The organism is Bartonella sp. MR168JLCBS (assembly GCF_042194175.1).
This window is the reverse complement of sequence record NZ_JBHIMP010000002.1, coordinates 75763-88245: the sequence shown is the minus strand read 5'-3', so window position 1 is coordinate 88245 and position 12483 is coordinate 75763. Positions and strand designations below refer to the sequence as shown.

10 protein-coding genes are annotated in these 12483 nt (G+C 37.7%); 3 read left to right on the top strand and 7 right to left on the bottom strand.

All coding sequences use genetic code 11. The features are described from left to right. Window positions 1–46 precede the first annotated feature (46 nt). Window positions 47–1321 carry a phosphoribosylamine--glycine ligase gene (gene purD / locus ACFIK8_RS02380; RefSeq protein ID WP_375635779.1) on the top strand — a complete coding sequence of 425 codons (1275 nt, stop codon included), beginning with the start codon at window positions 47–49 and terminating at the stop codon, window positions 1319–1321. Between the two features lie 1162 nt (window positions 1322–2483). On the opposite strand, the gene ACFIK8_RS02375 is transcribed toward purD, so the two are convergent. From ACFIK8_RS02375 to ACFIK8_RS02345, 7 genes are all read right to left on the bottom strand, one after another. After that, on the bottom strand, window positions 2484–3011 hold the full coding sequence (locus ACFIK8_RS02375) for a DUF6101 family protein (protein ID WP_012754813.1): 528 nt from the start codon (window positions 3009–3011) through the stop codon (window positions 2484–2486). 144 nt (window positions 3012–3155) lie between these two features. Next, window positions 3156–4565: an FAD-binding oxidoreductase gene (locus tag ACFIK8_RS02370; RefSeq protein WP_375644562.1), complete on the bottom strand. Its 1410-nt coding sequence runs from the start codon at window positions 4563–4565 to the stop codon at window positions 3156–3158. Next, a complete protein-coding gene (locus ACFIK8_RS02365) occupies window positions 4550–5530 on the bottom strand; it encodes an L-threonylcarbamoyladenylate synthase (protein ID WP_375668934.1) in 981 nt (326 codons plus the stop codon). The genes ACFIK8_RS02370 and ACFIK8_RS02365 overlap by 16 nt, the downstream gene beginning before the upstream one ends. Next, complete coding sequence (locus ACFIK8_RS02360) at window positions 5527–6168, bottom strand: ribonuclease HII (RefSeq protein ID WP_375635838.1); 642 nt, start codon at window positions 6166–6168, stop codon at window positions 5527–5529. The genes ACFIK8_RS02365 and ACFIK8_RS02360 overlap by 4 nt, the downstream gene beginning before the upstream one ends. A 198-nt stretch (window positions 6169–6366) precedes the next feature. Further along, a complete protein-coding gene (locus ACFIK8_RS02355; protein WP_375635782.1) occupies window positions 6367–7275 on the bottom strand; it encodes a 4-(cytidine 5'-diphospho)-2-C-methyl-D-erythritol kinase in 909 nt (302 codons plus the stop codon). 240 nt (window positions 7276–7515) lie between these two features. Beyond that, window positions 7516–8364, bottom strand: coding sequence for a S49 family peptidase (locus tag ACFIK8_RS02350; protein WP_375635783.1), 849 nt, complete (start codon window positions 8362–8364; stop codon window positions 7516–7518). Between the two features lie 191 nt (window positions 8365–8555). Beyond that, on the bottom strand, window positions 8556–9344 hold the full coding sequence (locus ACFIK8_RS02345; protein WP_375635784.1) for a tRNA1(Val) (adenine(37)-N6)-methyltransferase: 789 nt from the start codon (window positions 9342–9344) through the stop codon (window positions 8556–8558). Between the two features lie 180 nt (window positions 9345–9524). On the opposite strand from ACFIK8_RS02345, the gene ACFIK8_RS02340 reads away from it, so the two are divergent. Together ACFIK8_RS02340 and ACFIK8_RS02335 are read left to right on the top strand one after the other, a co-directional pair. Beyond that, complete coding sequence (locus ACFIK8_RS02340) at window positions 9525–10601, top strand: polyprenyl synthetase family protein (protein ID WP_375635785.1); 1077 nt, start codon at window positions 9525–9527, stop codon at window positions 10599–10601. A 95-nt stretch (window positions 10602–10696) separates the two neighbouring features. Further along, window positions 10697–12391: a tetratricopeptide repeat protein gene (locus tag ACFIK8_RS02335; protein ID WP_012754805.1), complete on the top strand. Its 1695-nt coding sequence runs from the start codon at window positions 10697–10699 to the stop codon at window positions 12389–12391. Window positions 12392–12483: the final 92 nt, after the last annotated feature.

Below are 12483 nucleotides of genomic sequence, written 5' to 3'. Positions count from 1 at the left end.
ATGAGAAGGAGATGAGATTAATCATCTTTTATGAGAGGAGCAAGCAATGAATATTCTTCTTATTGGCTCAGGTGGACGAGAACATGCTTTAGCATGGAAAATAGCTGCATCACCACTGCTAACAAAGTTATATTGTGCTCCTGGAAACCCTGCAACAACAGAATTTGGTGAAAATATTAATTTAAACATTGATGACCATCCCCTTGTTATTGATTTTTGTAAAAAACATTCTATTGATCTTGTGATTGTAGGACCAGAAGCACCATTGGTTGCGGGTATAACAGACTCTCTTAATAGCGCTAACATCTGTGTATTTGGTCCTACTCAAAAAGCTGCTCAACTAGAAGGTTCTAAAGCTTTTACAAAAGATTTATGTCGTAAGAATAACATTCCTACAGGAAGTTACCAATGCTTTAATGATGCCTCTAAAGCTAAAGCTTACATTCATCAACAAGGTGTTCCCATTGTTATTAAAGCTGATGGCTTAGCAGCTGGCAAAGGTGTCGTGGTTGCAACAACTATGGAAGAAGCATTTAACGCAGTCGATGCCTGCTTCAAAAGTGCATTTGGAGATGCAGGAAACAAAATTGTTGTAGAATCTTTTCTTGAAGGTGAAGAAGCAAGCTTCTTCTGCCTTTGTGATGGTAAAGTTGCTCTTCCTTTTGGTTCTGCTCAAGACCATAAACGTGTAGGTGATGGCGATATTGGAGCAAACACCGGTGGTATGGGTGCTTATTCACCAGCGCCCATCATGACCCAAGAAATAGTGAATCGTACCCTCAAAGAAATTGTTGAACCAGCTTTAAAAAGCATGAAAGAAATGGGCGCCCCCTTTAAAGGTATTCTCTTCGTCGGATTAATGATAACGCAAAAAGGACCCGAATTAATTGAATTTAACGTACGATTCGGTGATCCTGAATGTCAAGTTTTAATGATGCGCCTCAAAGATGACATTTTGCCAATTTTTCTTGCTGCAGCTCAAGGAAAACTTGAAAATAAGCCTCTTCGGTGGTCTGAAAAAACTGCTCTCACCGTTGTTATGGCTGCCAATGGTTATCCAGACTCTCCCCAAAAAGGTACTGTTATCCGTAACGTTGATAAAGTAAACAATCTTCCCGATGTGAAAGTTTTTCAAGCTGGTACAGTATTGCGTGATGGAGAACTCATTGCAAATGGTGGACGTGTCCTCAACATAACAGCAACAGGAAAAACGATTACGCACGCACAAAAACGTGCTTATGAAGCTGTTGATTGTATTGATTGGCCAGAAGGTTTTGTTCGTCGTGATATCGGATGGAGAGCCATTGCGCGAGAAAACTAAATCCTTTGAATATTCTTTTTTCCGATTTGATTATTTTATATAAGAGCATGATACACAAATTTTCTTACTGTTTTACGTTGACCATAATTTTGAAAAAATGAGTGTGCTTTCCTTTGAACAATCAAATATTGTAAATAGGATATCTACTCATGATAAAATAGGAAATTTCTCTGAATATAACACTGTGATATAAACTGATCATTTTACTGTTGTATTTAATTTAAACGTATTTTCTCATCATCTTTATAAATACTTTCTTTCTTATAAAACCCTGAAGAAAAACATATATACTATCATTTCTCTTATTTATTGCGTTTTTTAATGAAATTCCGCTTTTACGAAAAATAAAATGCCAAAAAAAAGATACTGATGTTATTCACGTACAAATTCTTAAACAATATCTCTCATGCTCGTCACTCCCATTTTACGACACTACCTGCAAATAGTATAAATCCATTCTGCCATCTTTCTGAAATAAAGATAAAAACCGATACTATCATTGTATTTTCCAACTCCCAATATTACGATAACCCTTTCTATCTAAACGCTTTATCAGAGAGTGTTTACTCTTTTTTAATGATTTTTATCCACACTCTACCCCTTCTTATAACGTGCAAAAAAATGATTTTGATTATAGGAGAGAGATGAAGTAAGAATATTTTGCAATATTCAAAGCTCTCATTCAACATGGAGAAATGATTTATAAAAAAGTAAAAAACACTTCCAGCAATCTGCTCGTGTTTTAATGATGTGGCAAAAACCAAAAATTACACCGCCAAAAAAACGGTTTCTATTGTTATGAAAGCCGTTTTTACCTCTCCGAGAAAAGCGTTTAACATAACCGATTCCTGCTGCCAATGTATGGTGTCAAAAAACTCTCATTTACAATCATTGACTTCCTCTTTGCCTTAAAGAACCAAAAGTCACACCAAATCCCATCTGTAAACGTCCGGATTCTCATTGAGCGGGTTCCTCTTGGTTCCTACTCATATGCTTCACTTACACAAAGACCGACAAGCAAACTTAAGAATATTCGCCATGTCCTCTAAAAATACTTCATGTGTGAAGTTTACACGCCTTATATTACCGCCCCAAACAACGATGTTTTACGGCACAACAAGATAAATGCTTACGGTAGTACAAAAATGAATGCATATTAATATTACTGGAGTGCAATTCGATTCGCAATCACCAAACGCAAGCCTAACGGATTGCTATAACGAAGTAAGAAACGCTTTTGTTTAGAATGTGCTGTTGTACCAAAAAAACGATGTAAATCAGAACGATCTTTTACAACCAGAATGCGATTATCTTCATTGATCATAAGCATGGGGAGTCCATAAGTATCCGCCCATAATCGCCAATCCAGAAGAACATTATTCAAATCTCTGGAAACCAAAAGCGGTATACAAGCTTCCTCATCGGCATGAAGTAATTCTAATGCAACAGCTCTTTCTCCTGAACGCGTTTTCACGGTACGTGCTGCAATTCCTTGGAAATGATAAGGGGGTATTAAATGCGATAAGCTTGAAGGCATATCCGTTTTAAAAGAAACACCACGCTCATTTAACGAACAAATAACCTGATTACCCGTTTTGGATGAAAAATATGTCGTCGTTTGTGGCAAATGGCACGGATCTAACCGAAATTCAAGCACCGCTTTTGCCTGATTAAAGCATTGATTAGCCATATACATTATCCCAATTTATCTTAAATAACATACACCCTTTAGCAGCTTTTTCTCATTGGATTATTAAAAGTTTGAATAAAAAACAACTGGTTTCTTTTTTGGTTATTAAAATCTAAACAAAAATACATGATCACTATTCTTGAATTATAATACTTTTCCGGGATTCATTATCCCTAAAGGATCGAGCGTTTTTTTAATCCCTTGCATAATATCCAATGCGACAGGCGATTTAAAAGAACGAAGTTCTTCGCGCTTAAGCTGACCAATTCCATGCTCAGCAGAAAATGCACCTCTATAGTCCATCACTAAACTATGAATGCGATGATTCATTTTTGACCATAACTGCAAGAACACCATCGTATCAGCTCCTACAGGTTGTGTAATGTTATAATGTAAATTTCCATCGCCCATGTGTCCAAAACAAATCACCCGTGCTCCTGGAGCAATATCTTCAACAATAAGCGCTGCCTCAGCAATAAAATCAGGAATAGAAGCAAGTGGGACCGCAATATCATGCTTAATGGACCCTCCTGCTAACTTTTGTGCATAGGATATACTTTCACGCAACTGCCAAAAAAAATCTTGCTGTTTTAAAGATTGTGCAACAATTGCATCTTCTATCACCGCATTCTTTAAAGCTTCTTCTAAAATAATACTCAGTACTGATAACGCCTCATCATCGCCTTGCAATGATGAAATGTTCATTAATACATACCATTCATGCTTCCGCTGAAGAGGAGGCTTCTCACACATCTTATAATCTAAAGCCATTTGCAAACTGAGATTTCCCATGAGCTCAAAACCTGTCAACATCCCTCCTCCATATTTTTGAGCCAGAGATAAAAACTCTAAAGCCTTCGCCGGACTATATAATCCCACCAAAGCAACAGCTTTTCCTTTTATTTTTGGAAACATCTTCAAAACGGCTGCGGTTATAACACCTAATGTGCCTTCTGCACCAATAAAAAGATTTTTCAAATCGTAACCGCTATTATCTTTTTTAACAAAACGCAAATCATCTAAAATACGGCCATCCGGTAAAACAACTTCCAAACCAAGACAAAGATCACGCATATTGCCATAGGCTAAAACAGCTGTCCCTCCAGCATTCGACGAAAGATTTCCCCCTACTTGACAAGAACCTTCAGAAGCCAAAGAAAGAGGGAAAAAACGACCTGATTCATCCACTTTTTTCTGTAAATCCTGTAAAATAACACCTGCCTCTACAACAACAAAATTTCCCTCAAGATTTATAGTTCTAATCTTATTTAATCGTTCCATGGATAAAAGAACGCTCCCTCCTCTTTCATCTGGTTGTTGTCCCCCCACAAGCCCTGTATTTCCACCCTGTGGCACAATCGGTGTGCGTGTTTTGCTCGCTAGCTGCATAATCGATGAGACCTCTGCGCAAGAAGATGGACGTAAAAGTAAAGGTGTTTTTCCATGAAAAAGCCCACGCTCTTCAAGCAAATACGGTGCAATCAACGCTTGATCTGTTATAGCATGCTTAGCACCAACAATTTCTCTAAACCCCTCAATTAATTTCTGCTCCATGTTTGTTTCTCCTTTGGAGCCGCAGCCCGTATAAGACGATCATTGATCGCCTCCCCTAATCCGTATGATGGAATAGCTTCTACTGCGATACATCTCACTTTAAATGAATCTAATTCCTTCATATATTGAAATAAATGAAAGGCTGCCTCTTCCAACTTTCCATCTTCGCTAAGATTTAAAATAGAAACGGCATTTTCAGCCCCCATAACGCGCTTTGAACCAAATGCTAAAAGCGCTTCACCATTTTCCACCTTTTCTACATTCAAACGAATCGTAGCATTGGGAGCATAATGCGACTTTAACATCCCTGGAGCTTCAATCGCCGCCCTTTGATCTATCCGTTTTAAAGACTTCCCCACAATTTCTTCAATTTTATCAGCCGCAAGCCCCCCTGGACGCAAAAGATAAATATTTTCATCACAAATCTTAATAATCGTTGATTCAAGCCCTATTTTAGCAGGTCCTCCGTCCAATATCAAAGGAACAGATTCCCCCAAAGATGCAAAAACAGCCTCAGCTGAAGTAGGGCTAAGACGCCCCGACTGATTCGCACTAGGAGCAGCAAGTGGTCGGCCAAAATGTTGTACTACTTCCGCAAAACGACTGTCTGGAAAACGAACAGCCAAGGTATTCAAACCAGAGGTTGTTAAAGGATGAATATTATGCTGTTCCTTTAAAGGCAAAACCAATGTCAAAGGCCCTGGCCAAAATTCCTCCATTAATTGGCGTGAAAGAAAGTCAATTTTCACATAACGTTCCGCCATTTCGATGCCGCTGACATGCACAATAAGAGGATTAATTTGCGGACGACTCTTTGTAGAAAAAATAGAAGAAATTGCCCTCCCATTGGTTGCATCGCCCGCTAATCCATAAACAGTTTCCGTTGGTAATGCTACTAACTTCCCTTGTTTAAGAAGCGCTATTGCCTCTCTTATCGAAGCACTATTGAGTGGTAGAATCGTCATGACACACCATTTCTATAACACTCTTTTAGTGGTGCAAAACTATAACGATGTAATCCTATAATTGGTCCATATTTATCAAGAGCTGTACGATGCGCTAGTGTTGCATAACCTACATGCTTCTCTAAACCATACCCTTTATAAACTTGTCCTGCACACTCCATCATCCTGTCACGCGTTACTTTCGCAATAATAGATGCGGCTGCAATTGAAACCGAACGCTGATCGCCCTTAATCAACGCCATTGCAGGACAGGACAACTCAGAAGGAATATCACGTCCATCAACAAGGACATAGTGGGCTGGAATGGCTAACCCTATAATACAGCGACGCATTGCTTCTAAAGTTGCTTTTCTAATATTAGATTGATCAATTGTACGAGCACAAAGACTAGCGACTGAAACCGCTAATGCACTTTGCAAAATTTCATGATAAAGTCTATTTCGTTGGAGAAAAGAAAGTTTTTTTGAATCATTTAACCCATTAGGAATATGGTCTTTATCCAAGATAACTGCTGCCGTTACCACAGGTCCAGCGAGAGGCCCCCGTCCTACTTCATCAACACCTGCTATATGAAAAAAACCCTGTTTTTGCAAATCCAATTCGCACGAAAAATTTGGTTGAAGCGGAACATTAAACATCTTTGATAAATCACAATACAACAAACATACATCTATTTCTGTAGCCTGATCATTTTTTGCAAGCATTACAGTTTTAAATGGCTCTCCAAACATTATGCGAATTCTTGCACAAAAGATAAAAAAATACATTTCTTTGGTTACCCTCTTTCACTGTGTATAATAAAATCAGGACGAAATAAAAGCTTTTATATTTATTTATCAAATATTTCCTAAAGTCATGATAGGTTTTACAAACCAATTTGGGTGCATTGATTTGATAAAAAGAGCTGCTTGTTGCGCTGTTTGTTTATTTTTAAAAATGCCAAAGCAAGTTGCTCCCGTTCCAGATATACGGGAAAAAAGAGCCCCACATTCATCTAATACAGATAACACTTCAGCTAACTGAGGTGCTATTTTTAATGCAGAAGAAAAAAGATCATTACGCGTTTCTTGTAAAGCTTCAACCAATGAATCAACACTCTTTAAAGAATCTGTATTAATTTTTAAAGAAGGATTATGACGCTTCTCTAACGCTTTAAAAACAGTTTGTGTTGAAATCTCTTGTCCATGATTAACCAATACTATTGCAAGAGAACAGGCTCCTTTTAGTTGTATCATCTCTTGACCAATTCCTTTGACCAAAAGTGGCTGCTGATATTCTAATGCATAAAGGCACATGGGAACATCAGCACCAAGAACTAAGCTCATTTTTGCTAATTCTTGGTAAGAGCAATCAAGATTCCACTGTTGACGCAACATGCTTATAACCCCAGCTGCATCACCTGAGCCACCACCAATGCCTGAAGCAACAGGTAATGTTTTTACAAGCCGAAAAAAAGCAGGTTGAGCACATTCAGGAAAAGTCTTATGCATAAAATCCCGTGCGCGAATAACCAAATTATCTAAATGAGACACAAGGCCTTTTGCAAACGGTCCCGTCAAAACAAATTGATTATTTTCGCAAGGTGCATAGTGTAGACAATCACCGCTAAGACTAAAATAAACCAAACTTTCTATTAAATGATACCCATCAGAACGTTGCCCCACAACATGTAGAGCTAAATTCAATTTAATAGGTGTAAATAAATAGGAATGTCCTTGGAACGAAGCTTGTACATTTGATATCATATGACGTAATATTCACCTACATAGGGTTCTTTTACAAATTCCCCCTTTTATCCATACTTTTATTAGCACAAACCCTATAAACAGCTTGGAATATTCTTAATCGTTTTCTAAACAAACAATAAATATAAAGAGCACTCATACAAAATAAACGACATGTTCTCATTCGTATCATTTCAAGCCTTTTTTCTTCTAGAATCTGTTTTTAGATAACAATCCCTCTGGCTTGAATAATCCTTTCCATTACAAACCATAACGCTGCCAAAGTGCTCGCTCTTCTGCTGCCATCAATGCACTGTCAACGACTGTATAAACCGTATGTGCCGTCACTCCTGAAGGCGTTTTAGGTCCTAAGAAACTTTTTGGAGGCATAATAAGTCGAAGTTTTGCATCATTACCAAAGCGCTCCTTAATAACAGAACGTACATCATTCAATCCATCAACCAGACCAAGCTCAACGCTTTGTTTTCCACTCCAAAACATTCCTGTAAAGAGATTCGAATCATTTGATAATTTTTCAGCACGGCGTTCTTTAACCAAATCGATAAAAGTTTGATGCACTTCAAGTTGGAGAGATTTCAAATGCTCGATATCCGCCTTTTTTTCTGGCTGAAATGGATCTAATGTAACTTTGTTCTTTCCTGCTGTGTATACACGCCGTTCGATACCAATTTTCTTCAAAAGTTCCGGAAAACCAAAGGAAGCTGAAACCACTCCAATGGAACCAACAATTGAAGAAGGATCTGCAAAAATTTCATCCCCCGCACAAGCAATCATATAACCACCGGATGCTGCAATATCTTCAATAAACACAAGAACCTTTTTATTTTTTTCTTCTGCCAAGTCACGAATACGCTTGAAGATAAAACGCGATTGTACAGGTGAACCACCAGGAGAATTAATAATAAGTGCAACAGCCGGTGACTTTTTGTGTGCGAAAGCCTTCTCTAAAAGATTTGCACACCTACTGAGGGAAAGGGTACGAGATATAGACGCTGATGAATCCATAATTGCTCCTTGAAGGCGCACCACAGGAATTTCAAGTTTATCGGAAGAAAAACGACGTGGAATAAAACTTTTAATAAAATCCATCAAAACAAAATCTCCTTATAAATTAAGAACAATTAAATAGGAAAGGACAACAAAGAGGAAGAACGCGATAATATCCAAAAGCGCCAATCAATCCCCACATTACAAGCAGAAATATAATTTCACCCAAAGTCAAACCTCCCTAACAACAAAGTTTCGACTTTAAATAATAAACTAAAAAACACAAGATACTATTAGAAAAGTTCCCACAAGCTTATATATCCATTATTAATTGCATCAACTTGGGGTGAAAAAGTATGGTCATTACCTTCATGTATAACCAATGCCGGTAAAATAGATAAAGCTGCTCTGCTTCCTCGTTTTGCGTAAAATAAAAGACGAATTGCAGCTGTTTTCGCACGTGCATGCACAGGAATTATACAAATATCACCAAAACGCCCTTCTAAAGCACGCAAGATATCTGTCAGCGATTGTGGACGTGCAATGAGCCCTAAGTATCCACCTGGCTTAACAATGGCCGCTGCACTCCGCAACCAGTTATCAAACATCGCTTCAGACATAACATGTGCTTCAGATTTTTGTTTATCAGGTGTCTTGCGATCAGTAGGATTATTAAAAGGTGGATTCATAATCGCAAAATCAAAGCTATTATCTATCAAACCTGCTTTTATACGGGCATTCCCTTTGAAGGTAACATCTGCTTCTAGCAAACAAACTCGGCTAGCAAATTGTTCATTTTGTTTTAGCATAAGCGTTTTTTGAGCGTAAGATACCATAAAAGCTGAACGTTCAACTAAGGTAACATGAACTTTCAAACAACGCGAAGCAACAGCCAACCCTGCAGCTCCAGCACCTGCACCTAAATCAACAACCTTGCCCTTTAAATTACTTGGAACCAAACTAGCTAATAACATCGCATCCATTCCAGAACGATGACCATATTTATGGGGTTGAACCAAATAAAATTTCCCGCGGTGAAAACTATCAATTGTTTCACCACTCTGATTCGTTGTTTTATCCATTTAAAAGCCTAATGTTCACCTTTATAAACTGCATTTTTGCCATTCAGCTGCTATTTTAAATTTTTTTATTATTTCATAACAACAAGATTACACTCGCTAAAGAACATTTATTGCCAATAACATTCCAAGCTTACACTTCAAAGCGCCATCAAAAGCTTGAGTCAAACACAAACCCCCTTTATGCTAGTAAATAAAGTAAATTTTATATATGTCCATTGCAATACTCTAGGAGTAAACACATTGAGCGCAGCTATCAAACCAGAACAAATAAGAAATAATCAAATTTCTCTTCAATCTCTTGTCAATCTTACTCAAAAAGATATGGAGCGCGTAAATCAATTTATTCTCTCTATGGCAGAATCAGAGGTTGAGATGATCCCTGAAATTTCCAACCATCTTATTTCATCAGGTGGAAAGCGATTACGCCCAATGATTACGCTCGCTTCTGCTCATATGTTCGGTTATCAAAGTGACGGGCATATAAAACTCGCAACAGCTGTTGAATTTATGCATACAGCAACATTACTACACGATGATGTGATTGATGAAAGTAATTTGCGACGTGGAAAATCCACGGCACGGATGATTTGGGGGAATCAAGCAAGCGTACTTGTTGGTGATTTTCTGTTGGGTCAGGCTTTTAAAATGATGGTCGATGTCGGTTCCATAGAAGCGCTCTCTGTCTTAGCGAACGCTGCTGCAATTATTGCTGAAGGAGAAGTTATGCAACTTTCTGCTGCAAAAAATATCAAAACCAGCCCTTCAGACTATCTCAAAATCATCAATGCCAAAACAGCCGCACTTTTTTCAGCAGCCGCTGAAGTAGGACCGATTGTTGCTGGCTATGGACATAAAGAGCGTTCTTCATTACGTGAATATGGAACATCTTTAGGTTTAGCTTTCCAATTGATTGATGATGCACTTGACTATAGCGGTAGTGCTCAAAACTTAGGAAAAAATATAGGGGATGATTTTAGAGAAGGAAAAATAACAATGCCTGTTATTATCGCATATGAACGTGGAAATATAGTAGAAAAAAATTTCTGGAAACAAGCACTTGAAGATGGCAATAACAATAATGAAGCCTTCGCATACGCGCAACACTTAATAGAAAAGTATGATAGTATCACAGATACAATAGAACAAGCACGCATCTACGGAAAACATGCAATTGATGCTCTTATTCCCATGAACGAAAATCTTGCTTACAATGCTCTCGTTGAGACTGTTGAATTTTGTATTGCGCGCGTAAACTGAATTCTTTGCAAGAATCGCAGTATTTCTCAATAAAGTAATGAGATATGATCTATAAACAACACCATCGATTGATTATCTTGAAAAGGATTAGCTCCATGTGCTCTGCAACGGTATCCCGAATTTTTACCCTCTTTATCGTGGGTATCATGCTGATGCCATTCCCCACCTACAGTAAAATAAGCACCGCAATTCATACAAGCTCATTTACAGGTGCTTATTTAGCTGGAAGGGTTGCAAATCATGAAAATAAAACAGAACTTGCTATCAATTACTTTAAACAAGCACTCGTTTATCAACCTGATAACATTGAAACACAAAAAGAGCTCCTTGAAGCTATGCTCTCGGTCGGAAACTTTAAAGAAGCTGTCCAACAAGCCCAAAAACTCAAAGAGCAAGATGTTATAACTCCCTTTGTTTCCTTAACTTTGTCAGTAGAAAGTCTCATCAAAAAAGACTATAAGAATGCCAATTTTCTTCTACAATCAAAAGAACCTCCGAAATCCAATAATCCAATACCTGAACTCATCGGTGCTTGGATTAAATTTGGATCTGGACAAAAATCTCAAGCAATCGCTGATCTTAAGAAACTCAAAGGTCCTGTCTGGTATGACCTTTTTATATCTTATCATCTAGCACTTATGAGCGACCTTGCAGAACAGCCAAAGGATGCAAAAAAATATTTCATTAAAGCACTTAGTAACAAACAGGGGACTCTTATCGCTCCTAATACCTATGAACGTATTATCATAGCCTATGCCTCATTCCAATTGCGCCATAATATGCGTAACCAAGCTCTTCAAACAATCCAACATGGCGAACAAATGTTGTCAGGTCGAGAAGTCCTTAAAAACTTTCGAGAAAAAATTGAAAAAAATTCTTTCTTAGAGAGAGTTATTAAAACACCTCAACAAGGAGCAGCTGAGGTATTATATAATTTTGGAACAGCCCTCAACCACAAAAACTCAGGGCGAATTGCACGTATTTTTAAGCAATTATCTTTCGCCTTATACCCTCAAAATGACGCAACACTGTTTCAGCTCGCACACATTTCTGCTAAATTGAGTGATCCTCATAAAGCAATTAAACTTTATCGCGCTTTATCCCCTAAATCTCCTTATTATAAAGATGGACAACTTCATCTTGCATTCCTTCTTGCCAATAACAACAATTACAAAGAAGCAATAAAATTACTCACATTGTTAAATGAAAAGTTTCCCAATGATCGTAATATTTTGATAACGCTCGTTGCTTTTTATATGCAGGACAATAAATTCCTTGAGGCCATTAAAACTCTAGACACCGCTATTGCCCAGATAAAAAACTTTCAGCAGGACGATTGGAAACTCTTTTATCAGCGTGGTATTGCTTTCGAACGTTTAAAGCAATGGCCAAAAGCAGAAATTGACTTGAGAAAATCGCTTGAATTTTTTCCAAACCAACCGCAGGTTCTTAATTATTTAGCCTATTCCCTTGTAGAACGTGGTGAGAAGCTTGAAGAATCGCTCCGTATGCTGCAAAAAGCTTCTGCTTTGCAAGCTCACAACAGTCATATTCTCGATTCTTTAGGGTGGGCTTATTATAAACTAAAAGAATATAATAAAGCAGTGCAAATATTAGAAAATGCTGTCAGATTACAACCTGAGGACCCAACACTGAATGATCATTTAGGTGATGCCTATTGGAAAGTTGGACGTAAACGTGAAGCAATCTTTCAATGGAACCACGCAATTGACGGAAAACCAGAAAATTCTGAACAAATTCAAGAAAAGTTGAAATTTGGTTTGCAATAAACGATGCTTAACCATAAACCACATGAAATAATAAACAGAGAAACTAAAATTACTTTGGTTTTTTGTTTAGTCCAATATAAAGAGTATAAAGC

Bases quoted from the DNA above. Each gene is read 5' to 3' on its own strand.
- purD (WP_375635779.1), top strand. From the start codon at position 47: ATGAATATTCTTCTTATTGGCTCAGGTGGACGAGAACATGCTTTAGCA.
- ACFIK8_RS02375 (WP_012754813.1), bottom strand. From the start codon at position 3,011: ATGGCTAATCAATGCTTTAATCAGGCAAAAGCGGTGCTTGAATTTCGG.
- ACFIK8_RS02370 (WP_375644562.1), bottom strand. From the start codon at position 4,565: ATGGAGCAGAAATTAATTGAGGGGTTTAGAGAAATTGTTGGTGCTAAG.
- ACFIK8_RS02365 (WP_375668934.1), bottom strand. From the start codon at position 5,530: ATGACGATTCTACCACTCAATAGTGCTTCGATAAGAGAGGCAATAGCG.
- ACFIK8_RS02360 (WP_375635838.1), bottom strand. From the start codon at position 6,168: ATGTTTAATGTTCCGCTTCAACCAAATTTTTCGTGCGAATTGGATTTG.
- ACFIK8_RS02355 (WP_375635782.1), bottom strand. From the start codon at position 7,275: ATGATATCAAATGTACAAGCTTCGTTCCAAGGACATTCCTATTTATTT.
- ACFIK8_RS02350 (WP_375635783.1), bottom strand. From the start codon at position 8,364: ATGGATTTTATTAAAAGTTTTATTCCACGTCGTTTTTCTTCCGATAAA.
- ACFIK8_RS02345 (WP_375635784.1), bottom strand. From the start codon at position 9,344: ATGGATAAAACAACGAATCAGAGTGGTGAAACAATTGATAGTTTTCAC.
- ACFIK8_RS02340 (WP_375635785.1), top strand. From the start codon at position 9,525: ATGCTAGTAAATAAAGTAAATTTTATATATGTCCATTGCAATACTCTA.
- ACFIK8_RS02335 (WP_012754805.1), top strand. From the start codon at position 10,697: ATGTGCTCTGCAACGGTATCCCGAATTTTTACCCTCTTTATCGTGGGT.